Here is a 25,140-nt window from a genome sequence, read left to right on the forward strand (position 1 = left end):
GACGGCGTCCGGCTGCGCAATTGTCTGAAGCTCCGATTTCCCGTGCTGCCGAAGTCAGGCCGTCTACGCGCGTAGGCCCTGACAGGTTACGCTCAGCGCGTGAACGCTTCTGTGAACCCCGACCCCTATGCCGCGGCCGACGCCGCCGCCGCCCGTCTGCGCACGCTGACCGGTGCGCAGACGCACGACGTCGCCCTGGTCATGGGCTCGGGCTGGGTGCCCGCCGCCGACCAGCTCGGCACCGCGGACGCCGAGCTGCCGATCACCGACCTGCCCGGATTCCCCGCCCCGTCGGTGGCCGGCCACGCGGGCCGCGTCCGCTCGGTACGCGTCGGGGGCCTGCGCGCCCTGGTCTTCCTCGGCCGCACCCACCTCTACGAGGGCCGCGGCGTCGCCAGCGTCGCCCACGGGGTGCGCACCGCGGTGGCCGCGGGCTGCAAGACGGTCGTCCTCACCAACGGCTGCGGCGGCCTGCGCCCCGGCTACCGCCCCGGCCAGCCGGTGCTCATCAGCGACCACATCAACATGACGGCGACCTCGCCCATCGCCGGCGCGAACTTCGTCGACCTCACCGACCTCTACTCGCCGCGGCTGCGCGCGCTGTGCCGCGAGATCGACCCCTCGCTCGAAGAGGGCGTCTACGTGCAGCTCCCCGGGCCGCACTACGAGACGCCGGCGGAGATCGGCATGGTCCGGGCGATAGGCGGCGACCTCGTCGGCATGTCCACCACGCTGGAGGCGATCGCTGCGCGCGAGGCGGGTGCCGAGGTGCTCGGCATTTCCCTGGTCACGAACCTGGCGGCCGGGATGACCGGCGCTCCCCTGAATCACGAGGAAGTCCTCGCGGCGGGTCACGAGTCCGCGACGCGCATGGGCACGCTTCTGGCCAGCTTGCTGGCCCGCCTATGACCTCGCCCCTGCCCCGGGCACGCGCCTCGCAGTTCCCACCGCACCGGAAGGTGCAAGCCCACAGCAAGTGGCAATCACCCGGGGGCGCTGGGGGTACCCCAGGCGAAGCTCTGGGGGCGGAACTGCGCGACGAGGCACAGCGGACCTGAAGCTGGACGGAGAGGGATCCCCATGGAAGATGTGTTGGCGCGGGCACGGGCGTGGGCGGCGGAGGACCCGGATCCTGAGACGCGCGCGGAGCTGACCGCACTGATCGAGGCGCGGGCTCTGCAAGAGCTCAGCGCCCGCTTCAGCGGCACGCTGGAATTCGGCACCGCGGGACTGCGCGGAGCCCTGGGCGCGGGCCCGAACCGCATGAACCGGTCCGTGGTGATCCGGGCAGCCGCCGGCCTGGCGGCGTACATGCGCAGGAACGGCGGCACCGCCACGGTGATCGGCTACGACGCCCGCCACAAGTCGTACGACTTCGCGAGAGACACCGCCGCGGTGATGACCGCGGCGGGCATGCGCGCGTACCTGCTGCCGCGCCCGCTGCCGACGCCGGTGCTGGCGTTCGCGATCCGCCATCTGGGCGCGGACGCGGGCGTGATGGTGACCGCGAGCCACAACCCGCCGCAGGACAACGGCTACAAGGTCTACCTGGGCGACGGCTCGCAGATCGTGCCGCCCGCCGACGCGGGGATCGCGGCGGAGATCGCGGCGGTCGGCCCGCTGGCCGGTGTGCCGAGGGCGGCGGACGGCTGGGAGGTGCTGGGCGAGGACGTGCTCGCCGCGTATCTGGAGCGTGCGGTGGGCGTCCTGGCGCAGGACAGTGCGCGTGAACTGTCCACCGTCTACACGCCGTTGCACGGCGTGGGCCTGGAGACGCTGACGGCGGCCTTCGCCCGTGCGGGCTTCCCCGCCCCGGTGCCGGTGGCCGAACAGGCGGCTCCCGACCCGGACTTCCCGACCGTGGCCTTCCCGAACCCGGAGGAGCCGGGGGCGATGGACCTGGCGTTCAAGACGGCCAGGGACGCCGCTCCCGACCTGGTGATCGCCAACGACCCGGACGCGGACAGGTGTGCCGTGGCCGTGCCGGACCCGGCGGCGGACGCGGGGTGGCGGATGCTGCGGGGCGACGAGCTGGGCGCGCTGCTGGCGGCGCACCTGGTGCGGCGGGGCGCGGCGGGTCACGGCGACGTCTTCGCGGCGAGCATCGTGTCGTCCTCGCTGCTGTCGAAGATCGCGGCCGCGGCGGGCCTGGCGTACGAGGACACCCTGACCGGCTTCAAGTGGATCGCCCGGGTGCCGGGGCTGCGCTACGGCTACGAGGAGGCGCTCGGCTACTGCGTGGACCCGGCGGGGGTCAGGGACAAGGACGGTGTCACCGCGGCGCTGCTGATCGCGGAGATGGCCGCGCAACTGCGTGCCCGGGGGCGGACGGTGGGAGAGGTGCTGGACGAACTCGCCGTCGAGCACGGCCTGCACGCCACCGACCAGCTGTCGGCGCGGGTCTCCGACCTGTCGCTGATCGCGGACGCGATGGCGAGGCTGCGGTCCCGTCCGCCGGCCCGGCTGGCGGGTCTCGACGTCGTGTCCGCCGAGGACCTGCTCGACGGTGCGGGCGGCCTGCCGCCGACGGACGGCCTGCGCTACCGGCTGGCGGGCGCGGGCGTGGACTCGGCGCGTGTGGTGGTCAGGCCCAGCGGGACCGAGCCGAAGATCAAGTGCTACCTGGAGGTCGTCGTGCCCGCCGCGGCGGACGGGGTGCGTGCGGCCCGCAGGACCGCGGACACCCTGCTGGCGGCCCTGAAGTCGGACCTGGCGGAGGCCGCGGGCCTGTAGGGAAGAGGGCCTGCGGCGCCCGCAGGCCCTCCCCCGCCGTTCTGGCATGATGCGCTCACAGTGACCGATGAGAGCACTGGTGCTTGGAGAATCCGTGTTCGACGTCCTGGAAGGCGACGACCCGCGGCAGGTGGGGCGTTACCGCATCGTCGCGCGGATCGGTGCGGGCGGCATGGGGCAGGTGTACCTGGGGCGTTCACCGGGCGGGCGCCCGGTCGCGGTGAAGGTGGTGCGGCCCGAGCTGGCCGGGGACGGCGACTTCCGCCGCCGTTTCACCCGCGAGGTGGCGGCGGCCCGCCGGTCAACGGGGCCTTCACCGCCGGGGTGGTGGACGCCGACGCCGGGAGCGCTTCCACCCCCTGCTACGGGGCCACCGCCTCGGCGACCGGAGCGGTGCGGATACGGGCCAGGGCCGCGTCCGCGCCGCAGGGGTGGCAGCCCAGGGTGACCTGCCGGGCGACGATGGCCCGCTCGGCCCGCATCAGGTGCCAGCCCCTGCGCAGCAGGAAAGGCAGCGCTTTCCTGCCTTCCCGCAGGTCGCGCAGGAAACGGCGGCGGGCCGTCGTGGAGGGCCGCCCGCGCAGGCACAGCGCGTCCGCCAGCACGCCCAGCTCCCGGCAGCGGCCGACGATCTCCGCGGCGAAGATCCCCTCGGCCACGAACAGCGGTGCGCCGCCGAGGTCCAGCCGGGCGGTGCCGGTGGCCGCGCTCGCGGCGATGTCGTAGACGGGTGCGTCGGCGGCGCCCTCCGCGCACAGGGCGGAGATCGCGGCGAGCGCGGCGTCCGCGTTCCAGGACCCGGGTGCGTCCCAGTCGGTCCCGCTGCCGCCGGGGAGCAGCGGCAGCGACGGGTCGTCGCCGTCCTTGTAGAAGTCGTCGAGCGCCAGCACCGGCAGACCTGCGCGGGCGGCGAGCGAGGACTTACCCGAGCCGGACGGCCCGGACAGCAGGATCACACGGGCGGGAAGTGAACTCACGGACAACCATTCTCCCGTATCCCGCCCGGGTGACCCCCGCCGGTACCGCAACTACTCAGCGCACCCGAACCGTTACGCTGAGCCCATGCCATCTCTGCGTAGCGCACTCGCCCTCACCCTGACCGCGGCCGCCGCGGCCCTCGTACCGGCCGCCGCCGCGGCAGCCGCCACCGCGCCCGCCGGTCCTGCCCCGGCGACCGCCCTGGACGGCGTGCTGCCGCTGGACGCCCTGCCGACCCAGACGGTGACCGGCGCCCTGGGCGCGGGCGTCGACCCGGTCAGGAACCTGACCCTCGACCCGCTGTCCGACACCGGGGTCGACCCGCTGGACAACGGCCTCGGCTCCCAGGTCGCCGACTTCAAGCCGCTGTCCACCACGGCCGTCACCGACCAGGTCACCCACGGCGGCTCCCTGTCCACCCTCCCGGTCGTCGGCCCCGCCAGCGGCCTGCTCTCCGGCTGAGGCCCGGGGCCGGACTCCGGGCCCGACCCCGCCGTCGGACCGCCGTCAGACCCCGATCGGGTGCCAGACGGTCTTGGTCTCCAGCCAGGACGTCAGCCGGGACGTGCCCGGATCATTGGTCCAGACCTCCGCCGACGGGCGGCGCACCCGCTTGAGGGTGTCGGCCGCCGCGGCTTCGAGGTCGGCCGCCAGGTCCGCCGGCGCACCGGTCAGGTCCAGGCCGTTGACGTCCTGGTGGGCCGCCAGCGGGGCGGACAGCTCCGCTGTGCGGCCGGACAGGATGTTCACCACGCCAGCGGGCACGTCGGAGGACGCCAGGACCTCGCCGAAGGACAGCGCGGGCAGCGGCGCCCGCTCGGCGGCGACCACCACGGCCGCATTGCCGGTGGCGATCACCGGCGCCAGCACCGAGACCAGGCCGAGCAGCGAGGAGTCCTGCGGGGCCAGCACGGCGACCACACCGGTCGGCTCGGGCGTCGACAGGTTGAAGAACGGTCCCGCGACCGGGTTGGCGCCGCCCACCACCTGGGCGATCTTGTCGGTCCAGCCCGCGTACCAGACCCAGCGGTCCACCGCCGCGTCCACCGCGGCCGCCGCCTTGGACTTCGACAGCCCCTCGGCGTCGGCGACCTCGCGGGCGAACTGCTCGCGGCGGCCCTCCAGCATCTCCGCGACCCGGTAGAGCACCTGCCCGCGGTTGTACGCCGTCGCGCCCGACCAGCCGGGCACCGCCTTGCGGGCCGCGACCACCGCGTCACGGGCGTCCTTGCGGGACGACAGGGGCGCGTTGGCCAGCCAGGTGCCGCCCTTGGAGTCCGTCACCTCGTACACCCGGCCGCTCTCGGAACGCGGGAACTTGCCGCCCACGTACAGCTTGTAGGTTTTGAAGACGCTCAGCCGCTGCTGCTCGGACTTGTCAGACATCGAGGTACGCCTCCAGGCCGTGCCGGCCGCCTTCACGCCCGTAACCGGACTCCTTGTAACCGCCGAACGGCGAGGTCGGGTCGAACTTGTTGAACGTGTTCGCCCACACCACACCCGCGCGCAGCTTGCTCGCCATCGACAGGATGCGAGAGCCCTTCTCGGTCCAGATGCCGGCCGACAGGCCGTACGGCGTGTTGTTCGCCTTCTCGACCGCCTCCGCCGGGGTGCGGAAGGTCAGCACCGACAGCACGGGGCCGAAGATCTCCTCGCGGGCGATCCGGTGCGCCTGCGTCACCCCGGTGAAGAGGGTCGGCGCGAACCAGTAGCCCGACGTGGGCAGTTCGCAGGCCGGCGCCCAGCGCTGCGCGCCCTCCGCCTCGCCCGCCTCGGCCAGCTCGGTGATCCTGGCCAGCTGCTCGGCGGAGTTGATCGCACCGACGTCGGTGTTCTTGTCCAGCGGGTCGCCGACCCGCAGCGTGCTCATCCGCCGCCGCAGCGCGTCCAGCACCTCCTCCTGCACCGACTCCTGGACCAGCAGCCGCGACCCGGCGCAGCACACATGGCCCTGGTTGAAGAAGATGCCGTTGACGATGCCCTCGACGGCCTGGTCGACCGGCGCGTCGTCGAAGACGATGTTCGCGGCCTTGCCGCCGAGTTCGAGCGTCACCTTCTTGCGCGTGCCCGCGACCGTACGGGCGATGGCCCGGCCGACCTGCGTGGAACCGGTGAAGGCCACCTTGTCCACGTCCGGGTGCGCCACCAGCGCGGCGCCCGCGTCGCCGTAGCCGGGCAGGATGTTGACGACCCCGCGCGGCAGCCCCGCCTGGCGGCACACGTCGGCGAAGAACAGCGCCGACAGCGGGGTGGTCTCGGCCGGCTTGAGCACCACCGTGTTGCCCGCGGCCAGCGCGGGGGCGATCTTCCAGGCCAGCATCAGCAGCGGGAAATTCCACGGAATGACCTGCCCGGCCACACCCAGCGGGCGCGGGTCGGGGCCGTAGCCGGCGTAGGCCAGCTTGTCGGCCCACCCGGCGTAGTAGAAGAAGTGCGCGGCCACCAGCGGGAGGTCGACGTCGCGGGTCTCGCGGATCGGCTTGCCGTTGTCCAGCGTCTCCAGCACCGCCAGCTCGCGGGAGCGCTCCTGGAGGATGCGGGCGATACGGAACAGGTACTTGCCGCGCTCGGCGCCCGGCAGCGCGCCCCAGCTCCCGAACGCCTTCCTGGCCGCCTTCACCGCCCGGTCCACGTCGGCCTCGCCGGCCCTGGCGACCTCGGCCAGCACCTCCTCGCTGGACGGCGAGACCGTCTTGAAGACGGTGCCGTCGGCGGCGTCGGCGAACTCACCGTCGATGAACAGCCCGTAGGACGGGGCCAGATCGACGATCGCGCGGGACTCCGGCGCGGGTGCGTAGGCGAATTTCTCGTTGGCCATGGGTCAGTCCACCGTGACGTAGTCGGGACCGGAATACCGGCCGGTGCTGAGCTTCTGCCGCTGCATCAGCAGGTCGTTGAGCAGGCTTGAGGCGCCGAAGCGGAACCATTCGGGCGACAGCCAGTCGTCGCCGAGCGTTTCGTTGACCATCACCAGGTACTTGATCGCGTCCTTCGACGTCCTGATGCCGCCGGCCGGCTTGACCCCGACCTGCACCCCCACGGCCTCGCGGAAGTCGCGCACCGCCTCCAGCATCAGCAGCGTGTTCGCGGGCGTGGCATTGACCGCGACCTTGCCGGTCGAGGTCTTGATGAAGTCCGCGCCCGCCAGCATCGCCAGCCACGAGCAGCGGCGGATGTTGTCGTACGTCGACAGCTCGCCGTTCTCGAAGATCACCTTCAGGTGGGCGGCGGTCTCGTCCTTCCGGACGCAGGCCTGCTTGACCGCACGGATCTCCTCGAAGACCTCCATGTAGCGGCCGGACAGGAAGGCGCCGCGGTCGATGACCATGTCGATCTCGTCCGCGCCCGCGGCGACCGCGTCCGCGGTGTCGGCGAGCTTGACCGGCAGCGCGACCCGGCCGGCCGGGAAGGCCGTCGCCACCGAGGCCACGCTGATCCCCGAACCCTCGCCCAGCGCCTCGCGCGCCACCGCGACCATGTCCGGATACACGCAGATCGCAGCGACGTGCGGGGTCCCCGGGTCCGTCGGATCGGGCCTGCGGCCCTTGGCGCACAGCGCCCGGACCTTGCCGGGGGTGTCGGAGCCTTCCAGGGTCGTCAGGTCGATCATCGAGATCGCCAGGTCGATGGCGTACGCCTTGGCGGTCGTCTTGATCGAGCGCGTACCGAGGCCGGCGGCTCTGGCTTCGAGACCGACGGCATCGACCCCGGGCAGCCCGTGCAGGAACCTGCGCAAGGCCGCGTCCGAGGCCGTGACATCGGCCAGGCCGGCCAGCCGGGCGGGGGCGTCTGGGCCGAATGCGGGAACAACAGAGGACATGGTCACAACCCCAGCATATCTACGCGCGTAGCAGTCCACCACCCCCCGAACCCGCGCCTGGGCGCGGGTCCGGCCCCCAGCATCCCTCTCCCGCCGAGGCCGCCTTCCCGGCGGGTGCCCTCTCCCGCAGAGAGCAAGCATTTCAGGGGCGCCCCCACCCGCAGGGTGAACGCCTTCCCCCCTGCCGCAGAGGGTGAGCGTTTTCCAGGGGCGCGGGGAACTGCGCGCGCAACCCACCACAACCGTCGCATGACGACGCACCGCCACCCACTCGGGGGCGCGGGGAACTGCGCGACCAGCCCCCACCGGGGCGCGGGTCGTCACCGGCCCAAAGGGGCTCTTCGGTCCGTACCGGACCACCGGCCGGTGGGGGGCTTGGCGCGCAGTTCCCCGCGCCCCCAGGGGGGTGCCCCCACCCGGAGGGTGAACGCCGGTCGGGCGTCCCCGGCGGAAGGGGGACGTCGGGCGAGACGGGAACGCAACCGGGTCGTGGCCCGCGGGGCCATGCACGTCGGGCACAATCGGTCGTTATGACGAGTCCGAGGTCCGACCGCCCGACCCCGCCGTCCGGGGGCGCCCCCGGGGGCGCCCCGGGGCAGCCGCAGTACGCCGACCGCGCCTACCGCTCGATGGCCGGAATGATCGGCGGCGCCGGCCTGGTCGTGGTCGCGTGCTGGCTCGGCGCCGACACGATCGCCAACGGCAAGGGCCACGCCCCGTGGCTGGCCATCGCCGGCCTGCTGCTCGCGCTGCCGGTGATCGTGGCGCTGACCTTGCGTCCGGCGGTGTTCGCGAACTCCGACCGCATCCGCGTCCGCAACCCCTTCCGTACGATCACCGTGCCCTGGTCGGGGGTGGACGCGGTGCGTTCCTCGTACTCCACGGAGCTGCTGGCGGGCGGCAAGAAGTACCAGCTGTGGGCGATCCCGGTGTCGCTGCGGGCGCGTAAGCGGGCGGCGAAGCAGACCGCCCGGGCGAAGGCGGCGGGCGACGACGCCTTCACGCCCGGCTCGGGCCGCCGCCCCACGACGGTGGGCCGCAACCTGCGGCCGGTCCCCGGCGCGGACCCGACCGTACGGGCCTGGTCGGACCAGGCGCTGTCCGAGCTGCGCGAGCTGGCGGAGCGCCACGAGGCCCCCGCGGGCACGGAGGCGTCCGACGCCCCCGTGGTCCGCTGGTGCTGGGAGGTCCTGGCCCCCGCGGCAGCGGGCGCGATCGTCCTGATCGTCCTGCTCTCGATCGGCTGAGCGTCCGCGCGGCGCCGCAGGTCAGCAGCTGGGATCCTTGATCGTGAAGGGGCGTACGGTGATCGACGACGGCGGAGGAACGGGGCCGCCGGGCCGCTGGCCGGGGTGGTCGACGACGGCGACACCGAGTCGCGCCGACGAGTACTTCCAGGGGCCGCCTTCCACGCGCAAGCCGCGGTAGGCGTACGTCTTCGGGTCGAGGATCAGGGTCGAGCGGATGTCGTGTCCGGCCGCCCGCTGTGTGGACTCCACCGCGAGGCCGGGCCGTCCCGCGGCGTCCTTCACCGGTCGGGGGAGCAGGTGGACGCCAGGGATGTAGGAAATTGCGCGGTAGAGCGCCGCGGCCGTGCGCGGCGGTGCCGTCTCGGTCAGGGACAGCAGGACGACGACCCGGTCGAACGCGGCGGCGGGCGACGATGCAGGGAGCTTGTCGATCTTGGTGGAGACGGCGGCGAAGTAGGGGTCTTCCCGGAGCGCCTCCAGCAGCGCGCGCGGTTCTGTGGGGAGGGCGGCCAGCCGTGCACGGGTCTCCTGCGGCCGCGCGCCCGCGTCCTCCACGATCTTGCACAACCCGGCCGGTGCGACCCGCGGTCCGAAGTCGTTGACCAGCACGCGGACACCTTTCGCCATCGGGTCGCGGAAGGCCTTCTGGTTGCCGTCGTAGCGGTACCACTCCTCCTGCGTGCCGCAGGTGGCCATGCACCCGTACTCACGGCTGAACAGCCACTGGTGGGCGCTCGGCTCCTTTGCAGGGGCGGCGGCGGCATGCGCGGCCGCGGAGTCGAGGACGTCGGCGATCGTGAGAGTGCGGGCCGGCTCGTCCCGCGCTCCGGAGCCGGGGAGGGCCACGAGGACGCCCGCGGTGACCGCGGCTGCCGTCAGCCCCGCCAGGCAGGCCCTGCGCACACCGGTGGCCACCGCGAACCGCAGCACGTCGCCTGCGGCCGTCCGCCGGCGGGCGGGCGTGGTGCCGCGGATCTGCTCCGTCAGGCGCCGGGCGCCGGCGTCCAGCTGTTCCGCGTCGAGCGCGGCGGTGTCGGCACGGAAGTCGCGCAGTTTGGTCAGTTCATCCATGGTGGTGCATCTCCTCGTCGAGGATCGGGTCGAGTTCGGGGATCGCGGCGCGCATTTTCTTCCGCGCCCGGTTGAGCCGGGAGCGCACCGTCCCCAGCGGGATGCCGAGGGCTTCGGCCACCTCCTGGTAGGACAGGTCGGCCCAGGCGACGAGCAGCAGCACGTGGCGGTCGCCGTCGGACAGCGAGCGCAGCGCCGCGGCGATGGCGGGGCCCGACGCCTGCGCGGCGACCTTGCCGTCGACGGCGTCGGCGTCTGCGTCGCTGCCGCCGGTCCGCGCGACGGGGTCGGCGCCCGTCCTGGCGAACGCCCGGTAGGCGCGCAGCTCGCTCCTGCGGTGCCCGCTGATGAGGTTGGCGGCTATGCCGTACAGCCAGGGCAGCGCCAGCGGACGCCTGGCGTCGTAGCGCTCGCGCCTGCGGAAGGCGACGAGGAAGGTCTCGCCGACCACGTCGTCGGCCAGGTCGGACCCCAGCCGCCGCGCGACGTAGCGGTGCAGCTCGGCCGCGTGCCGGTGGTAGAGCTGCGCGAAGACCTCGGGCTCGTCCGCCGAGCGGGCGATCAAGGTGGCGTCGTCAGGACCGTCCGGCACCGCTGGTGCGTCGGACGGCCCGTTCGGAGAGGAACGTACGGAGGAGATCGCGGGACTCCGTTCTCGTCACGGCGCACCCGGTCGGCGCGCCCTCCTCCCCTTGACCGCAGCCCCCACTCGGGTTCACGCACCCCCCACCCGGTACTCCGCCCACCGCCTGGCTCCGGCCGGCATCCTCGCCCCGAACGGATCGCCGCCGGCGATCAACCAGATGACCCAGTACGCGGCATCCAGCCACGTCGCCCCGCGGGACGCCCATGCCCGGTCGACCAGCCTGGCCGTGGTCGACACCACCCATCCGCGCGTCGAGGCGCTGTACGAAGCCTGGGGGTACCGCCGGGTCGGCACGCAGCGCCCGTTCGCGGACTCGCCGCTCTACGCCGTCATGGTGGCGGAGCTGCCGCTGACGTCCTGAGCCCCGCGCGGGCGGTTCACGCCCGCAAGGCGCGGCCGAAGCCCGTTGCCAGGGGCATGCGCAGGCCCAGGGGCGGGGGGGCCGCCAGGGCGTCGGCGACCGGGCGGGCGTAGGGGCGGTCGAGGAGGGAGCCGAGGACGAAGTCGGCGGTGAGGGCGAAGACCTCGGAGCGGTGCTGGTGGAGGCTGTGGCCGTCGGAGTGGACCTCGAAGCGGCAGACCTGGCGGTTGACCTTCTTGGCGCGTTCGGCGAAGCGGTAGGACAGGTCGGGGTCGGTGGAGTCGTCCTGGGTGCCGTGGACGATCAGCACGCGGCGGCCGATGAGCTGCTTGACCGGCTCGGGTTCCGGGCCGCCGGGGAGCCAGGGGGACAGGGCCACCACGGAGCCCACCGCGGGGTGGCCCGCGGCGTGCAGGGCCGCCCGGGCGCCCATGTCCATGCCGACCAGGCACACGGGCACGTCGCCGTACCGCCTGACCGCCTCGCCGACGGCCCATTCGGCGTCCTCGGCCGGGTGGGCGTGGCCGCCGTTCCAGCCGCGGAAGCGGTAGTGGACGACATGGGCCGCGACGCCGTCGGCGTACCCCTGGCGCACCAGTTGCCTGGCCAGCGGCCACATCAGGGCGGCGGCCACGGGGGAGCGGCGCCGGGTGCTCAGGGCGTCGCCGCCGGGCAGTGCGAGCACGACGGCGCGGACGGTGGCGCCCATGGCGCCCTCGTCGGGTCGTTCACTCCCCCTGAGCCGCTGGCCCGGGAGTGCCGGCACCAGGCCGGGTGCGACAGGGCGCCCCAGCCGGGCGCCACGCGCCGGTAATGCTTGTGAAGCCATGGCGCAACGATGGCAGACGCAGGGGCGTGCACAGTATGGCCGGGCGGAAAATAATTGCCCCATTGGCCAGTTCTACGCGCGTAGGGCGTAGAGTTCCGAGCATGCAGAACCCGAAACCGGGCGTTCCGACCCGGGAACAGATCCGCCGTGCCCCCAAGGTGCTGCTGCACGACCACCTGGACGGTGGCCTGCGCCCCGGCACCGTTGTCGACATCGCACGGGAGACCGGCTACGACGCGCTGCCCGAGACCGACCCCGACAAGCTCGGGACGTGGTTCCGCGCGGCCGCCGATTCAGGCTCCCTCGAACGGTACCTGGAAACCTTCGCGCACACCTGTGCCGTGATGCAGACCCGTGACGCACTTGTGAGGGTCGCCGCCGAGTGCGCCGAGGACCTGGCGGCCGACGGCGTCGTCTACGCCGAGGTGCGGTACGCCCCCGAGCAGCACCTGGAGGGCGGGCTCACCCTCGAAGAGGTCGTGGAGGCGGTCAACGCGGGCTTCCGCGAGGGCGAGCGGCGGGCAAGGGAGGGGGGCAACCGCATCAGGGTGGGCGCGCTGCTCACCGCGATGCGGCACGCGGCCCGCTCCCAGGAGATCGCCGAACTGGCCAACTCCTACCGCGACTCGGGCGTCGTCGGCTTCGACATCGCGGGCGCGGAGGCCGGTTACCCGCCCACCCGCCACCTCGACGCCTTCGAGTACATGAAGCGGGAGAACAACCACTTCACGATCCACGCCGGCGAGGCGTTCGGCCTGCCCTCGATCTGGCAGGCGCTGCAGTGGTGCGGCGCCGACCGCCTGGGCCACGGGGTGCGCATCATCGACGACATCGAGGCCGGCCCCGGCGGCCAGGTCTCGCTCGGCCGCCTGGCGTCGTACGTGCGCGACAAGCGCGTACCGCTGGAGATGTGCCCGACGTCCAACCTGCAGACCGGTGCGGCCAGTTCATACGCCGAGCATCCGATCGGCCTGCTGCGCCGGCTGTACTTCCGGGTGACGGTCAACACCGACAACCGCCTCATGTCGGGGACCAGCCTGAGCCGGGAGTTCGAGCACCTTGTCGAGGCCTTCGGATACACGCTCGACGACATGCAGTGGTTCACCGTCAATGCGATGAAATCAGCGTTCATCCCTTTCGATGAACGTCTCGCGATGATCAACGAGGTGATCAAGCCGGGTTACGCCGAGCTGAAGGCCGAATGGCTCTTCGACCAGGCGACCTCGGAAAGGCCGCTGGCCAGCGGTTCCGCCCGCGGCGAGTGACGGGCGCGGGCCGCCGCCAGGCCCCGGGTGCGGGCGGCACCGGCGCGCCACGCCGGTTGCACGGCAGGTGAATGCGTGACTACGTTCCGGAGTCATGCAGACCCGAACGAAGAAGACTCTCGCGGCCGGCGCGCTCGGCCTGGCCTTCGCCGCCGCGGCGGCCGGCACCGCGTCCGCCGCCGCCCCGACCGATGTGCTCGGCTCGCTCCCCGTCGGCTCGGCCGCGGGCCTCGTCCCCGGCGCCGCCGACTCGACCACCGGCGCCCAGAACGCCCTGTCCAACGGCACGTCGGCACTGCCCGGCAACCCGACCAGCCTGCTGCCCTCGGGCAACCACCTGGACGGGAACCAGGTGGCACCCGTCACGGGGCTGCTCGGGGGGCTCCCGATCGGCTGACCCCCTCCGCGGGGTAAGCGCCTCTGCCCGGGCGGCGCGATTGCCCGGGCGGCGCCCCACAGGGGCGCGGGGAACTGCACATATCGCCGTGGTGCGGGTCGTCACCGGCCCAGCGGGGCGGTCCGGTTCGCTCCGGACCGGCGGTCCGCGGTGGGTTGCGCGCGCAGTTCCCCGCGCCCCTGGGGGGCGCCCTCTTGCGTGCGCGCAAGCTCAGCGCGAAGTGTCAGCCGCTGCCGCAGGCGGCGGCGTACCGCCGGGACCACGAGGAGGTGGGCCAGGGCCACCCCCGCCGTGTTGAGGATGAGCGCGTCCACGTCGAAGAGCTGGCCCGGGACCATGGTCTGGGTGAACTCGACGGACATCGACACCATCAGGCCGGCGAAGACCGTGCGGACGAAGGACGCCACGCCCGAGGTCTCGATCCGGCCGCCGGCCATCGGCAGCAGGATGCCCAGCGGGGCCAGCAGGCCGAGCCCGGCGAGCAGATGGCGTGCCGCCTGCGCGGGCTCCATGCGCAGGTCCGCCCTGATCGTGCTGAAGGGCCGCAGGTTCGGCGACGGCACCCATGCCACGTAATGCGGGCGCAGCAGCAGCCAGGCGGCGAAAGCGAGATACGCGGCGGTCAGCAGGAGCCCGGCCGCGCGCACCCGGTACTTGGAGCCTTCGTGCTGCACACCGCCCAAGACGCGGGACTTTCGCCGTCCGGTTCCACCGCGCGGTGTGACGCCCCGCACGCCGTGCGCCCGCGCCCCTACGAAACCTCGGTGCCGGCGGTGTCCGCGGCCTGCGGACGGGTGCGCAGGTCGGGCGTACAGGTGTAGCGGCGTACCTTGCTGCCGGCCTCGGGGCCGCCCAGGACCACGCTGTGACCCGGGGAGGCCAGGGCGCTGCCCGCTACCGTGCAGACGATCTGCGCGAGCGCGAAGGACGGCAGGTCCTCGATCGGCTGGCCGAGCCGCAGCGCGTCGACCGGATCCCCCGGGGCGGGGCCCTCGACCTCGAGGGTGCCCGGCACCGCGGTGGCGAAGCCGGCCTTCGCCTCGGCGCCGAGCACGCTGCGCTGCAGTTGCGCGACCAGTTCCCTGACCTGCTCGGTCCTGCCGGCCGCACGCGCACGTACCTGCACCGTCCGCGGCACCGGCGTGGTCTGCATGCCGCACACCAGGTACACCTGCACGACCTGCGCGTCGGTGACGCCGGGCGAGTTCTCCGGCTCGGGCACGGCGCAGGACACCCGGGAGGGCGCGGGTCCCGCGTCGACCGGCACCGAGGTCGTACGGATGCCGCAGCCGGCGGCCAGCACCGCGAGCAGCACGGCAGCGGCGGCTGCGGGCCTGCCGGGCGTACGGGGGCGGGGTCTGCTCATCGCGCACCGCCGGCGGTGCCGCCCTCGGGGGTGCCGCCTTCCGACGGGCCGCCGTTGACGGCGTCCGAGGCCTCGTCGCGGCGCGGGTGCCGGGGCAGCCGCAGGGTGAAGACGGCGCCGCCGGAGGGGCCGTTGGCGGCGGTGATGTCGCCGCCGTGGATGTGGGCGTTCTCCATGGCGATGGACAGGCCGAGGCCGCTGCCCTCGGAGCGGGCGCGGGAGGCGTCGGCCTTGTAGAAGCGGTCGAAGACGTGCGGCAGGACGTCCTCGGGGATGCCGGGGCCGTTGTCGGAGACGGCGACCTCGATGGAGCCGTCGGCGTCCGTACCCGTGCCGCGGACGGTGACGCGTACCGGCGAACCGCCGTGCTTGAGCGCGTTGCCGATCAGGTTGGCCATGATCACGTCCAGCCGGCGCGGGTCGAGGGTGGCCAGCACCCCGCGGGGCGCGTCCAGCTCGACGGAGTCCAGCCAGGCCCTGGCGTCCATGCAGGCCATCACCTGCTCACCGACGTCCACCTCGTCCACCCGCAGCTTCGCGGTACCCGCGTCGAACCGGGTGACCTCCATCAGCGTCTCCACCAGTTCGTTCAGCCGCCGGGTCTCGCTGACCACCAGGCGTACGGCCGGGGCGATCATCGGGTCCAGCGCCTCCGCCTCGTCCTCCAGCACGTCGCTGACCGCGGTGATCGCGGTCAGCGGGGTCCGCAGCTCGTGCGACATGTCCGCGACGAAGCGGCGGCTGGCCGCCTCGCGGGCGCTCAGCTCCTCGACCCGGGTCTCCAGCGCCTCCGCCGCGTTGTTGAAGGTGCGCGACATCTCGGCCAGCTCGTCGGTGCCCGACACCTTCAGCCGGGTGTCCAGGTGCCCCTCGCCCAGCCGCTGCGCGGCCTCGCCGAGCCGCCGCACAGGACGCAGCACCGCGGCGCCCGCGGCCTGCGCGAGCAGCGCGGAGCCGATCAGCGCCAGCAGCGTGGCGATGCCCAGCGACCAGGCCAGCGAGTTGAGGTCCTTGCGCTCGGCCTCCAGCGACTTGAGCATGTAGCCGGTCGGTCCGTCGCCGTTGATCCGCGCGCCCGCCACCAGGTAGGGGCGGCCCTGCAGCGAGATCCGCTCCCAGTGCAGGTGGTATTTGCCGTCGTCCTTGGTGTGCCGGGTGTTGACCGCACGCTGCAGCGTCGCCGGCACGTCGTCCAGCGTGAAGACGTCCCGGTTGGAGGCCGCCGCGCACTCCTGGCTGTCCTGGCCGGTGCTGAGCAGCACCACCTGGTAGGTGTCGGGGCCGCCGATGCGGCTCGCGGTGCTCTCCAGCGACTGGCAGGTCGGGGCGACCGGCAGCGAGGCGGCGTTGCGCTGCAGCGAGTCGCGGAAGTCGTTCAGCGCGCTGTTCTGCGCACGGGTCAGCACCGCGTCGCGGTTGAGCCAGTACGCGATGCCGGACACCGACACCGCGGCGGTCAGCGCGACCGCCGCGAAGACCGCGACCAGCCGCAGCCGCAGGCTCGTCCAGCGCAGGATGCCGGACCCCCACCTGCCGCCGTGTGGGCCAGAGGTCACTGCGGGGTGTCCAGGCGGTAGCCGACCCCGCGGACGGTACGGATCAGGGCCGGCGAGGAGGGCACGTCCTCGATCTTGGCCCGCAGCCGCTGCACGCACGCGTCCACCAGGCGCGAGTCGCCCAGGTAGTCGTGCTCCCATACCAGCCGCAGCAGCTGCTGGCGGGACAGCGCCTGGCCGGGCCTGCGGCTCAGCTCCAGCAGCAGCCGCAGCTCGGTCGGGGTCAGCTGCAGGTCCTCGCCGTCCTTGGTCACCGTCATCGCACTGCGGTCGATGACGATCGAGCCGAAGGCGGCCGAGTCGGTGCTGTCCCGCTCGCCGCGGCGCAGCACGGCGCGGATCCGGGCGTCCAGCACCCGGGGCTGCACCGGCTTGATCACGTAGTCGTCGGCGCCGGACTCCAGGCCGACCACCACGTCGATGTCGTCACTGCGCGCGGTGAGCAGGATGATCGGCAGCTGGTCGGTGCGCCGGATCCGCCGGCACACCTCGAAGCCGTCGATACCCGGCAGCATCACGTCGAGCACGATCAGGTCGGGACGCTGCTCCTTGAGGAGCTTCAGGCCGTCCTCGCCCGTCGCCGCGGCCACCACGCGGTGGCCCTGGCGGGACAGTCCGAGTTCGAGACCGGTACGGATGGCGTCGTCATCCTCGATCAGCAACAGGAAGGGCACGCCGGACATTGTTGCCTACCTCTGGTGGCCTGATGAAGTGCGGGGACAACTCGTGCCCCGGCCGCTCCCGAGGTTGCCGACCTCTGTTGCGGGCCTGTGACACTCGGCGGACAGCCCCATGAAACTGGCCCGGCAGTCTTGAGCCACATCGGAAGAGCGCACGCCGCACAGGCTGCGACGCCGGAAACCACGCATCAGGTTCCATCGACGGGGGCGCGACATGAACGCACTGCTCAGCACCACCACCGCCGTCCACTCGACGCGTGCGCACTCCGTTGCCAGGTCCACCGAGATGTCCGGCGCCGCGAACGGACGGGGGTACGCCCGCGGCGCCGGACGCACGTCGGGGAACTCGGTGGTCAGGCAGCGGCCCGCGTACATCACTCCGCTGGAGCCCGCCGCGCCCTCGGCGCCGCAGGCCCCCTCCTCGGACGCGGAGGCGGAGTTCACCGCGTACGTCCAGGAGCGCCGCGCCTCCCTCTACGCGACCGCGTACCACCTCACCGGTGACCGCTTCGCGGCCGAGGACCTGCTGCAGAGCGCGCTGTTCTCCACGTACCGCGCATGGGACCGGATCAGCGACAAGGCGGCCGTCGGCGGCTACCTGCGGCGCACCATGACCAACCTGCACATCAGCGCCTGGCGGCGCCGCAAGCTCAACGAGTACCCGACCGAGGAGCTGCCCGAGACGGTCGGCGACACCGACGAGATGGGCGGCACCGAACTGCGCGCCGTCCTCTGGCAGGCGCTCGCCCGGCTGCCCGAGCAGCAGCGCACCATGCTGGTGCTCCGCTACTACGAGGGCCGCACCGACCCGGAGATCGCCGACATCCTCGGCATCAGCGTCGGCACGGTCAAGAGCAGCATCTGGCGCTCCCTGCGCCGCATGCGCGACGACGAGGCCCTGAGCTTCGGCCGCGACGAGGAGTCCGCCTTCGGCGAACTCGTCGCCTGACCGGCGAACGGACCGACCACAGACCAGGGGGGCCACGGGGGAAGCCGGGGGCCGGCGGCAGGGGGGATGCCGCCGGCCCCCGGCGCATGCCCGCAGCCTGGCGGGGGCGCGGCCTTGCGCAGGCCCGCGCCCCCGCCAGGCTCAGGCGATGCGGTCCAGGACGATCGGGCCGGGCTCGAAGGGGGCCGTGGTCGGGGAGATCGTGACGGCGGACTCCAGGGCTTCCTGGGCGTAGGGGAACTTCTCCGGGGTGTCGGTGTGGAGGGTCAGCAGGGGGGCGCCCTGCTGGACGGACTGGCCCGGGCGGGCGTGCCATTCGATGCCCGCGCCGGCCTGGACGGCGTCCTCCTTGCGGGCGCGGCCCGCGCCGAGGCGCCAGGCGGCGACGCCGACCGCGTAGGCGTCCAGGGCGGTCAGGACGCCGGTGGCGGGGGCGGTGACGACGTGCTGCTCGCGGGCGGTGGGGAGGGGGGCGTCGGGGTCGCCGCCCTGGGCGCGGATCATGCGGCGCCAGACGTCCATCGCCGAGCCGTCGGCGAGGGCCTTGGCCGGGTCGGCGTCGGGCAGGCCGGCGGCGGTGAGCATCTCGCGGGCCAGCGCCAGGGTGAGGTCGACGACGTCGGCGGGGCCGCCGCCGGCCAGGACCTCGACGGACTCGCGGACTTCGAGGGCGTTGCCCGCGGTCAGGCCGAGGGGGACGGACATGTCGGTGAGCAGCGCGACAGTGCGCACCCCGTGGTCGGTGCCCAGGCCGACCATGGTGGCGGCCAGCTCGCGGGCGTCCTCCAGGGACTTCATGAAGGCGCCGGAGCCGACCTTCACGTCGAGCACGAGCGACCCGGTGCCCTCGGCGATCTTCTTGGACATGATCGAGGAGGCGATCAGCGGGATCGCCTCGACCGTGCCGGTCACGTCGCGCAGCGCGTAGAGCTTCTTGTCGGCGGGCGCGAGGCCGTCGCCTGCCGCGCAGACGACCGCCCCGGTGCCGTCGAGGACGGCGAGCATCTCCTCGGTGGACAGTGACGCGCGCCAGCCGGGGATGGACTCCAGCTTGTCGAGGGTGCCGCCGGTGTGGCCGAGGCCGCGCCCGGACAGCTGCGGCACCGCGGCGCCGCACGCCGCGACCAGCGGGGCGAGCGGGAGGGTGATCTTGTCGCCGACGCCGCCGGTGGAGTGCTTGTCGGCGGTGGGGCGGCTGAGCGAGGAGAAGTCCATCCGCTCGCCCGAGGCGATCATCGCGGCGGTCCAGCGGGCGATCTCGGCCCGGTCCATGCCGTTGAGCAGGATCGCCATGGCGAGCGCCGACATCTGCTCGTCTGCGACCGCGCCGCGGGTGTAGGCGTCGACCACCCAGTCGATCTGCTCGTCGCTGAGCCGGCCACGGTCGCGCTTGGTGCGGATGACGGAAATGACGTCCATGGGAGTCCTTGCGGAGTACGTGGGTCGCAGCCGGCCGGTGGGCCGGCTGTCCTGGTGGCGGCCGCCGGTGGTCGCGGCGGCCGACAGGCCCTAGCGGTCGAGGTCCTCGGCCCCGAAGGCGTCGGGCAGGATCTCGCGCATCGGGCGCACCCCGGCCGCGGTGTCGACCAGCAGCGCGGGGCCGCCGTTCTCCCACAGCAGCTGGCGGCAGCGCCCGCACGGCATCAGCAGGTCGCCGTTGCGGTCGACGCAGCTGAACGCGGTGAGCCGGCCGCCGCCCGAGGCGTGCAGGGCGGAGACCAGGCCGCACTCGGCGCACAGCGCGACCCCGTAGGCGGCGTTCTCGACGTTGCAGCCGACGACCGTGCGCCCGTCGTCGACCAGGGCGGCGGCGCCGACCGGGAAGCCGGAGTAGGGCGCGTAGGCCCGCTCCATGACCTCCCGGGCGGCTTCCCGCAGCGCCTTCCAGTCGACGTCGTCCGGCGTCTCGGACGTCGGCGTCATCCGCCCTGCCCCTTCCGGTACGGCAGCCCGTCCGCCTTGGGCATCCGCAGCCGTTGTGCGGACAGGCCCATCACCAGCAGCGTGGCCACGTAAGGCGACGCCTGCACGATCTCGTCGGCGACGGTGTCGGTGGTCGCGTACCAGACTGCCAGCAGCACCGCGAAGCCGAGCGCGAAGCCCGCCGAGACGTACGCCTTGCGGACGTACTTCCAGATCGCCATGGCCAGCAGCAGCACCGCGAGCAGCAGGAGCAGCGCGTGCACCGAGTCGCTGCCGCTGCGCAGCTGGAGGCTGTCGGCGTAGCCGAACAGGCCGGCGCCCATGGCCAGGCCGCCGGGCCGCCAGTTGCCGAAGATCATCGCGGCGAGGCCGATGTAGCCGCGGCCGCTGGTCTGGCCTTCGAGGTAGAAGTGCGTGCCGATGGCCAGGAAGACGCCGCCCAGGCCCGCGAGGCCGCCGGAGACGGTCACGGCCACGTACTTGTACAGGTAGACGTTGACGCCGAGGGACTCGGCGGCCACCGGGTTCTCACCGCAGGAGCGCAGCCGCAGGCCGAAGGAGGTGCGCCACAGCACGAAGAAGGTGGCGACGAAGAGCACCACGGCCAGCAGCGTCAGCGACGAGATGTTGGTGACCAGGCCCCCGACGATCCCGGCGAGGTCGGAGATCAGGAACCAGTGGTGCTTCTCCAGGGTGGACAGCCAGTGCGACAGCCCGGGGACCGTGAAGGACTTGATGTCCTCGATGGGCGGCGACTGCTTGGGGGTGCCGCCCTCCGTGGCCGCCTTGCCGACGTTGAAGATCCGCTTGGCCAGGTACGCGGTGACGCCCGCGGCCAGGATGTTGATCGCGACACCGGCGATGATCTGGTCGACGCCGAAGGTGACGGTGACGATCGCGTGCAGCAGGCCGCCCGCCATGCCGCCGAGGACGCCGGCCAGGACGCCCATCCACGGGTTGAGGCTCCAGCCGGCCCAGGCTCCGAAGAAGGTGCCGAGGATCATCATGCCTTCGAGGCCGATGTTGACCACGCCGGCCCGCTCGGACCACAGGCCGCCGAGGCCGGCGAGCGCGATGGGCACGGCGCCGGTCAGCGCGCCGGCGATCTGCCCGGAGGAGGTGACGTCGTCGGCGCCCGCGATGGCGCGGACGGCGGAGACCACGATGATCGCGGCGGCCACGATCAGCAGGATCACCGGGACGGAGAGCCGGGTCCTGCCGCCCTTGCCGCCGGCGGCCCTGGGTGCGGCGGGCGGCGGGGTCTGGGTTGCGGTGGCAGTCACGCCGTCACCTCCTGCTTGTCGTCGGAGCCGGCCGCGGCGAGTTCCGCTCCGACCTGGCGCTGCTGCCGTGCGAGCCCGTAGCGGCGTACGAGTTCGTAGGCGATGACGACGGCGAGCACGATGGCGCCCTGGATCACGCCGACGATCTCCTTGTCGTAGCCCTCGAACTCCAGGCCGTTGGAGGCGCGCTCGAGGAAGGCCCACAGCAGCGCGCCGATCGCGATGCCGATCGGGTTGTTGCGGCCGAGCAGGGCGACCGCGATGCCGGTGAAGCCGATGCCGGCCGGGAAGTCGGTGCTGAACTGGTAGGACTGGTTGAGCAGTGTGGACATGCCGACAAGACCGGCCATGGCGCCGGAGATCAGCATGCTGACCACGACCATCTTCTTCACGCTGACGCCGCTGGCCTGGGCCGCGGAGTCCGAGCGGCCCACCGAGCGCAGGTCGAAGCCGAAGCGGGTGCGGGACAGCACGAACCAGTACACGACGCCGGCCAGGCCCGCGAAGACGATGAAGCCGACGACCGGGTCGGTCTGGGTGGTGAAGTTGAACAGGTGGCTGCCCGGCGGGATCGGCTTGGTGGTGATGGTGTTGGCCAGCTTGTCGGTGACCCCGAGTCTGCCGTCCTGGAGGAAGAAGCCGATGACGATGCCGGCGATCGAGTTGAGCATGATCGTCGAGATGACCTCGCTGACCCCGCGGGTCACCTTCAGCACACCGGCGATGGCCGCCCATGCGGCGCCCACCACCATCGCGGTGAGGATGATGATCGGGATCTGGATGACGCCGGGGATCGACATCGACCCGCCGACGGCCGCGGCGAAGAAGGCCGCCAGCCGGTACTGCCCGTCCACCCCGATGTTGAACAGGTTCATCCGGAAGCCGATGGCCACCGCGAGACCCGACAGGTAGTAGGGGGTCGCCTTGTTGAGGATGTAGACCTGGCTGTCGGACTTGCTGCCGTAGGTCAGCATCACGTGGAAGGCGTGGAAGGGCTCCTTGCCGCTGGCCAGCAGGACGAGCCCGGTGACGATCAGCGCCCCGAGCACGGACAGCACGGGGGCGGCCAGGCCGAGCAGCACCCGGTCCTTGTCGAACTTCTTCATCGGTCCTCTCCCCCTGCGAGGTGGCCCGCGGAGGCTCCGGTCATGGCAGAACCCAGCTCCTCAGGAGTGATGGTGGCGGGGTCGGCGTCGGCGACGAGCCGGCCGCGGTACATCACCCGCAGCGTGTCGGACAGGCCGATCAGCTCGTCGAGGTCGGCGGAGATCAGCAGCACCGCCAGGCCGTCGCGGCGGGCGGCCCTGATCTGGTCCCAGATCTGCGCCTGCGCGCCGACGTCCACGCCCCGGGTGGGGTGCGCGGCGATCAGCAGCTTGGGCAGGTGGCTCATCTCCCGGCCGACGATCAGCTTCTGCTGGTTGCCGCCGGACAGCGACGCGGCCGGCACCTCGATACCGGGGGTGCGGACGTCGTACTCGCGCACGATCCGCTCGGTGTCGCGGCGGGCGGCGCCCGGGTCGATCAGGAAGCCGCGGCTGTTGGGGCGCTCGGTGACGTGGCCGAGGATGCGGTTCTCCCACAGCGGCGCTTCGAGCAGCAGCCCGTGCCGGTGGCGGTCCTCGGGGATGTAGCCGATGCCGTCCTCGCGGCGGCGCCTGGTGGGGGTGCGGGTGATGTCCCGGCCGTCGAGGGTCAGCACCCCGGCGTTCAGGGAGCGCATGCCCATCACGGCCTCGACCAGTTCCGCCTGGCCGTTGCCCTCGACGCCGGCGATGCCGAGGATCTCGCCCTTGTGGATGGTGAAGCCGATGCCGTCGAGCACTATGCGCTCGACGCCCTCGGAGTCGGTCTCGAACAGCCGCAGGCCCTCGACGGTGAGCATCGGCTCTGTCGTCACGGTGGACTCGCGGGTCTCGGGCGAGGGCAGTTCGCTGCCGACCATCAGCTCGGCGAGCTGCTTGGCCGTGGTCTTCTTCGGGTCGGCCTCACCGACGGTGGTGCCGCGCCTGATGACGGTGATCTCGTCGGCGACCGACAGCACCTCGCCGAGCTTGTGCGAGATGAAGATCACCGTGAGGCCCTCGGACTTCAGCCCGCGCAGGTTCTCGAACAGCGCGTCGACCTCCTGCGGGACCAGCACCGCGGTGGGCTCGTCGAGGATCAGGATGCGGGCGCCGCGGTAGAGGACCTTGAGGATCTCCACCCGCTGGCGGTCGGCCACGCCCAGGTCCTCGACCAGCACATCGGGGCGCACCCCGAGGCCGTAGGCGTCGGAGATCTCCTTGATACGCGCGCGGGCGCGTCCGCCGATGCCGTAGGCCTTCTCGCTGCCGAGAACGACGTTCTCCAGCACGGTGAGGTTGTCGGCGAGCATGAAGTGCTGGTGCACCATGCCGATGCCGCGGGCGATGGCGTCGCCCGGGTCGCCGAAGGCGACCTGCTCGCCGTTGACGGCGATCGTGCCCTCGTCCGGCTTCTGCATGCCGTAGAGGATCTTCATCAGGGTGGACTTGCCTGCGCCGTTCTCGCCCACGAGGGCGTGCACGGTGCCGCTGCGCACGGTGATGTCGATGTCGTGGTTGGCGACGACACCGGGGAACCGTTTGGTGATGCCGCGCAGCTCGACGGCGGGTGGACTCGTGGACGCGTTGATGGCGCACTCTCCTCGGGGGAAAGGCTCGGGGCTGGGCTTGGCGGGGCTGGACCCGGCGGGTCCGGGTCGGACCGGGCCGGTCCTGGCGGGATGGTGGAGGCGAAGGTATCGCGACAACATGACGCTACGCGCGTAGCGTCGGCATTTCACAGCACGGAATCGCAACGACCCGGACGCGCGGCGGACGCAAACGGCCCGAACCGTGACCAAGGCCCGGCGGGGGGATGCATCCCCCCGCCGGGCCTCGCGGGACGCTACCGGATCACGGGGTCGAGCTGACCTTGATCTGGCCGGAGACGATCTTCTGCTTGGCCGCGTCGATCTGCGCCTGCACGTCGGAGAGGAAGTTGCCGGAGGTGGCCAGCGACACACCGTTGTTGGCGAGGTCGTAGGAGTTGGTGCCGACCTTCGGCTTGTTGTCCTTCTTGACCGAGTTGATCAGGTCGTAGACCGCCACGTCGACGTTCTTGATCGCCGAGGTGAGGATGCTGTTCTTGTACTTCGCCAGCGCCGGGTCCTGGAACTGGTCGGAGTCCACGCCGATCGCCCAGGCGCCGGACTTGCCCGCGACCTTCTGGATCGAGCCGTCACCGGACAGGCCGGCGGCGGTGTAGATGACGTCGACGCCCTTGTCCAGCATGCCCTGGGCCTTGGCGGCGGCCGACGTGGCGTCGTTGAAGCCGCGCGGGTCGGTCTTGTACAGGTACTCGCGGGTCAGCTGCACGCTGGGCTTGGTGTCCTTGACGCCCTGCGCGAAGCCGGCGTCGAAGGTGCCGATCAGGGTGTTCTGCACACCGCCGATGAAGCCGACCTTGCCGGTCTTGGTCTTCAGGGCCGCGGCCACACCGGCCAGGTACGAGCTCTGCTCGGTGGCGAAGACCATGCTGTCCACGTTCGGGGCGTCGACGACGGAGTCGACCAGGCCGAAGGTGGTGTTCGGGTACTTCTTCGCCACGGTCGTGACGGCCGTACCGTAGGTGTAGCCGACCGCGACGACGGGGTTGTAGCCGGCTGCGGCGAGCGAGTCGAGCCGCTGCACGCGGTCGGACTCGGTCTCGCCGTTGGCGGCGGTCAGCTCCTTGGAGTCGAGCTTCAGCTCACCGTCGGCCTTGTCCAGGCCGCGGGCTGCGGAGTCGTTGAACGAGTGGTCGCCGCGGCCGCCGACGTCGTAGGCCATGCCGACGCCCTTGGTCTTGCCGCCGCCACCGGACGAGCTGCTGCTCGCGCTGCCGCTGCCGCCCGTCGAGCCGCTGTCCGACGTGGTGCTGCTGCCGCACGCGGTCGCGGTCAGCGCGAGTGCCGCGGACACCACGCCCGCGGCAGCTATCTTGGATACCCGGCGCAAGAGGGTCCCCTTCGGTTGAAAGCGCCCCGTCC

The 25,140-nt window shown here is 72.5% G+C and carries 25 protein-coding genes and 2 pseudogenes; 9 read left to right on the forward strand and 18 right to left on the reverse strand.

Going from position 1 to position 25,140, the window contains the following annotated elements:
- Positions 1-99: 99 nt before the first annotated feature.
- The 3 genes and pseudogenes from JT723_RS11365 to JT723_RS11375 all read left to right on the forward strand — a co-directional run.
- Entirely contained in the window at positions 100-909 is an 810-nt protein-coding gene (locus tag JT723_RS11365) for a purine-nucleoside phosphorylase (RefSeq protein WP_205044431.1), read from the forward strand.
- A gap of 171 nt (positions 910-1,080) precedes the next feature.
- Positions 1,081-2,733: a phospho-sugar mutase gene (locus JT723_RS11370; protein ID WP_205044432.1), complete on the forward strand. Its 1,653-nt coding sequence runs from the start codon at positions 1,081-1,083 to the stop codon at positions 2,731-2,733.
- Between the two features lie 130 nt (positions 2,734-2,863).
- Positions 2,864-3,078: pseudogene (locus tag JT723_RS11375) on the forward strand (serine/threonine-protein kinase); the annotation flags it as partial.
- Between the two features lie 17 nt (positions 3,079-3,095).
- Here the strand turns inward: JT723_RS11375 and JT723_RS11380 are convergent.
- A complete protein-coding gene (locus tag JT723_RS11380; RefSeq protein WP_205044433.1) occupies positions 3,096-3,716 on the reverse strand; it encodes an ATP-binding protein in 621 nt (206 codons plus the stop codon).
- Between the two features lie 79 nt (positions 3,717-3,795).
- Here JT723_RS11380 and JT723_RS11385 point away from each other — a divergent pair, with 79 nt between their 5' ends.
- The gene (locus JT723_RS11385; RefSeq protein WP_205044434.1) at positions 3,796-4,173 is read left to right on the forward strand and encodes a hypothetical protein; all 378 of its coding nucleotides are present in this window, start codon (positions 3,796-3,798) and stop codon (positions 4,171-4,173) included.
- Between the two features lie 45 nt (positions 4,174-4,218).
- Here JT723_RS11385 and JT723_RS11390 read toward each other — a convergent pair whose 3' ends face one another.
- The 3 genes from JT723_RS11390 to deoC are packed head-to-tail and all read right to left on the reverse strand — an operon-like array spanning position 4,219 to position 7,531.
- Entirely contained in the window at positions 4,219-5,097 is an 879-nt protein-coding gene (locus JT723_RS11390) for an aldehyde dehydrogenase family protein (RefSeq protein WP_205044435.1), read from the reverse strand.
- Positions 5,090-6,529, reverse strand: a complete 1,440-nt coding sequence (locus JT723_RS11395) for an aldehyde dehydrogenase family protein (RefSeq protein ID WP_205044436.1) — start codon at positions 6,527-6,529, stop codon at positions 5,090-5,092. The genes JT723_RS11390 and JT723_RS11395 overlap by 8 nt, the downstream gene beginning before the upstream one ends.
- 3 nt (positions 6,530-6,532) lie before the next feature.
- The gene (gene deoC / locus JT723_RS11400) at positions 6,533-7,531 is read right to left on the reverse strand and encodes a deoxyribose-phosphate aldolase (protein WP_205044613.1); all 999 of its coding nucleotides are present in this window, start codon (positions 7,529-7,531) and stop codon (positions 6,533-6,535) included.
- Between the two features lie 530 nt (positions 7,532-8,061).
- Between deoC and JT723_RS11405 the strand changes: the two genes are divergently transcribed.
- On the forward strand, positions 8,062-8,778 hold the full coding sequence (locus JT723_RS11405; RefSeq protein WP_205044437.1) for a PH domain-containing protein: 717 nt from the start codon (positions 8,062-8,064) through the stop codon (positions 8,776-8,778).
- 21 nt (positions 8,779-8,799) lie between these two features.
- Here the strand turns inward: JT723_RS11405 and JT723_RS11410 are convergent, their stop codons facing one another.
- The 3 genes and pseudogenes from JT723_RS11410 to JT723_RS36420 form a co-directional block, all read right to left on the reverse strand.
- Positions 8,800-9,852 carry a CU044_5270 family protein gene (locus tag JT723_RS11410; protein WP_205044438.1) on the reverse strand — a complete coding sequence of 351 codons (1,053 nt, stop codon included), beginning with the start codon at positions 9,850-9,852 and terminating at the stop codon, positions 8,800-8,802.
- The gene (locus tag JT723_RS11415) at positions 9,845-10,444 is read right to left on the reverse strand and encodes an RNA polymerase sigma factor (RefSeq protein ID WP_205044439.1); all 600 of its coding nucleotides are present in this window, start codon (positions 10,442-10,444) and stop codon (positions 9,845-9,847) included. Before JT723_RS11415 ends, JT723_RS11410 begins: the two co-directional genes overlap by 8 nt.
- A gap of 147 nt (positions 10,445-10,591) precedes the next feature.
- A pseudogene (locus tag JT723_RS36420) lies at positions 10,592-10,723 on the reverse strand (aminoglycoside phosphotransferase); the annotation flags it as partial.
- A gap of 1 nt (position 10,724) precedes the next feature.
- On the opposite strand from JT723_RS36420, the gene JT723_RS11420 reads away from it, so the two are divergent.
- Positions 10,725-10,859: a hypothetical protein gene (locus tag JT723_RS11420; protein ID WP_372441278.1), complete on the forward strand. Its 135-nt coding sequence runs from the start codon at positions 10,725-10,727 to the stop codon at positions 10,857-10,859.
- A 16-nt stretch (positions 10,860-10,875) separates the two neighbouring features.
- On the opposite strand, the gene JT723_RS11425 is transcribed toward JT723_RS11420, so the two are convergent.
- Positions 10,876-11,568, reverse strand: a complete 693-nt coding sequence (locus JT723_RS11425) for a dienelactone hydrolase family protein (protein ID WP_240165459.1) — start codon at positions 11,566-11,568, stop codon at positions 10,876-10,878.
- Between the two features lie 221 nt (positions 11,569-11,789).
- On the opposite strand from JT723_RS11425, the gene JT723_RS11430 reads away from it, so the two are divergent.
- Positions 11,790-12,953, forward strand: coding sequence for an adenosine deaminase (locus JT723_RS11430; RefSeq protein ID WP_205044441.1), 1,164 nt, complete (start codon positions 11,790-11,792; stop codon positions 12,951-12,953).
- A 94-nt stretch (positions 12,954-13,047) separates the two neighbouring features.
- Positions 13,048-13,350 (forward strand): ATP-binding protein, encoded by a 303-nt coding sequence (locus tag JT723_RS11435; protein ID WP_205044442.1) that lies wholly within the window; start codon positions 13,048-13,050, stop codon positions 13,348-13,350.
- Positions 13,351-13,451: 101 nt separating this feature from the next.
- Here the strand turns inward: JT723_RS11435 and JT723_RS11440 are convergent, their stop codons facing one another.
- The 4 genes from JT723_RS11440 to JT723_RS11455 all read right to left on the reverse strand — a co-directional run bounded on the left by JT723_RS11440 (position 13,452) and on the right by JT723_RS11455 (position 16,946).
- A complete protein-coding gene (locus JT723_RS11440; RefSeq protein ID WP_205044614.1) occupies positions 13,452-14,024 on the reverse strand; it encodes a VanZ family protein in 573 nt (190 codons plus the stop codon).
- A gap of 77 nt (positions 14,025-14,101) precedes the next feature.
- On the reverse strand, positions 14,102-14,716 hold the full coding sequence (locus tag JT723_RS11445; RefSeq protein ID WP_205044443.1) for a hypothetical protein: 615 nt from the start codon (positions 14,714-14,716) through the stop codon (positions 14,102-14,104).
- Entirely contained in the window at positions 14,713-16,272 is a 1,560-nt protein-coding gene (locus JT723_RS11450; protein ID WP_372441280.1) for an ATP-binding protein, read from the reverse strand. The genes JT723_RS11445 and JT723_RS11450 overlap by 4 nt, the downstream gene beginning before the upstream one ends.
- Entirely contained in the window at positions 16,269-16,946 is a 678-nt protein-coding gene (locus JT723_RS11455) for a response regulator (protein WP_198535922.1), read from the reverse strand. The genes JT723_RS11450 and JT723_RS11455 overlap by 4 nt, the downstream gene beginning before the upstream one ends.
- 220 nt (positions 16,947-17,166) lie before the next feature.
- Between JT723_RS11455 and JT723_RS11460 the strand changes: the two genes are divergently transcribed.
- A complete protein-coding gene (locus JT723_RS11460; RefSeq protein ID WP_205044445.1) occupies positions 17,167-17,901 on the forward strand; it encodes a SigE family RNA polymerase sigma factor in 735 nt (244 codons plus the stop codon).
- A 141-nt stretch (positions 17,902-18,042) separates the two neighbouring features.
- Here JT723_RS11460 and JT723_RS11465 read toward each other — a convergent pair whose 3' ends face one another.
- The 6 genes from JT723_RS11465 to JT723_RS11490 form a co-directional block, all read right to left on the reverse strand.
- On the reverse strand, positions 18,043-19,320 hold the full coding sequence (locus tag JT723_RS11465; protein WP_205044446.1) for a thymidine phosphorylase: 1,278 nt from the start codon (positions 19,318-19,320) through the stop codon (positions 18,043-18,045).
- 90 nt (positions 19,321-19,410) lie between these two features.
- Positions 19,411-19,824 (reverse strand): cytidine deaminase, encoded by a 414-nt coding sequence (locus JT723_RS11470; RefSeq protein WP_205044447.1) that lies wholly within the window; start codon positions 19,822-19,824, stop codon positions 19,411-19,413.
- Positions 19,821-21,107, reverse strand: coding sequence for an ABC transporter permease (locus JT723_RS11475; RefSeq protein WP_205044448.1), 1,287 nt, complete (start codon positions 21,105-21,107; stop codon positions 19,821-19,823). Before JT723_RS11475 ends, JT723_RS11470 begins: the two co-directional genes overlap by 4 nt.
- Positions 21,104-22,213, reverse strand: coding sequence for an ABC transporter permease (locus JT723_RS11480; RefSeq protein WP_205044449.1), 1,110 nt, complete (start codon positions 22,211-22,213; stop codon positions 21,104-21,106). The genes JT723_RS11475 and JT723_RS11480 overlap by 4 nt, the downstream gene beginning before the upstream one ends.
- Entirely contained in the window at positions 22,210-23,883 is a 1,674-nt protein-coding gene (locus JT723_RS11485) for an ABC transporter ATP-binding protein (protein ID WP_205044450.1), read from the reverse strand. Before JT723_RS11485 ends, JT723_RS11480 begins: the two co-directional genes overlap by 4 nt.
- Positions 23,884-24,025: 142 nt before the next feature.
- Positions 24,026-25,108 carry a BMP family lipoprotein gene (locus tag JT723_RS11490; protein WP_205044451.1) on the reverse strand — a complete coding sequence of 361 codons (1,083 nt, stop codon included), beginning with the start codon at positions 25,106-25,108 and terminating at the stop codon, positions 24,026-24,028.
- Positions 25,109-25,140: the final 32 nt, after the last annotated feature.

The sequence above is a fragment of the Actinacidiphila bryophytorum genome, assembly GCF_016916835.1.
GTDB lineage: Bacteria > Actinomycetota > Actinomycetes > Streptomycetales > Streptomycetaceae > Actinacidiphila > Actinacidiphila bryophytorum.

Excerpts from the sequence above, each read along its gene's own strand:
- JT723_RS11435 (WP_205044442.1), top strand. The coding sequence starts at position 13,048 with ATGCAGACCCGAACGAAGAAGACTCTCGCGGCCGGCGCGCTCGGCCTG.
- JT723_RS11395 (WP_205044436.1), bottom strand. The coding sequence starts at position 6,529 with ATGGCCAACGAGAAATTCGCCTACGCACCCGCGCCGGAGTCCCGCGCG.
- JT723_RS11480 (WP_205044449.1), bottom strand. The coding sequence starts at position 22,213 with ATGAAGAAGTTCGACAAGGACCGGGTGCTGCTCGGCCTGGCCGCCCCC.
- JT723_RS11465 (WP_205044446.1), bottom strand. The coding sequence starts at position 19,320 with ATGGACGTCATTTCCGTCATCCGCACCAAGCGCGACCGTGGCCGGCTC.
- JT723_RS11485 (WP_205044450.1), bottom strand. The coding sequence starts at position 23,883 with ATGTTGTCGCGATACCTTCGCCTCCACCATCCCGCCAGGACCGGCCCG.
- JT723_RS11370 (WP_205044432.1), top strand. The coding sequence starts at position 1,081 with ATGGAAGATGTGTTGGCGCGGGCACGGGCGTGGGCGGCGGAGGACCCG.
- JT723_RS11470 (WP_205044447.1), bottom strand. The coding sequence starts at position 19,824 with ATGACGCCGACGTCCGAGACGCCGGACGACGTCGACTGGAAGGCGCTG.
- JT723_RS11390 (WP_205044435.1), bottom strand. The coding sequence starts at position 5,097 with ATGTCTGACAAGTCCGAGCAGCAGCGGCTGAGCGTCTTCAAAACCTAC.
- JT723_RS11445 (WP_205044443.1), bottom strand. The coding sequence starts at position 14,716 with ATGAGCAGACCCCGCCCCCGTACGCCCGGCAGGCCCGCAGCCGCCGCT.
- JT723_RS11460 (WP_205044445.1), top strand. The coding sequence starts at position 17,167 with ATGAACGCACTGCTCAGCACCACCACCGCCGTCCACTCGACGCGTGCG.
- JT723_RS11385 (WP_205044434.1), top strand. The coding sequence starts at position 3,796 with ATGCCATCTCTGCGTAGCGCACTCGCCCTCACCCTGACCGCGGCCGCC.
- JT723_RS11410 (WP_205044438.1), bottom strand. The coding sequence starts at position 9,852 with ATGGATGAACTGACCAAACTGCGCGACTTCCGTGCCGACACCGCCGCG.
- JT723_RS11405 (WP_205044437.1), top strand. The coding sequence starts at position 8,062 with ATGACGAGTCCGAGGTCCGACCGCCCGACCCCGCCGTCCGGGGGCGCC.
- deoC (WP_205044613.1), bottom strand. The coding sequence starts at position 7,531 with ATGTCCTCTGTTGTTCCCGCATTCGGCCCAGACGCCCCCGCCCGGCTG.
- JT723_RS11430 (WP_205044441.1), top strand. The coding sequence starts at position 11,790 with ATGCAGAACCCGAAACCGGGCGTTCCGACCCGGGAACAGATCCGCCGT.
- JT723_RS11425 (WP_240165459.1), bottom strand. The coding sequence starts at position 11,568 with ATGGGCGCCACCGTCCGCGCCGTCGTGCTCGCACTGCCCGGCGGCGAC.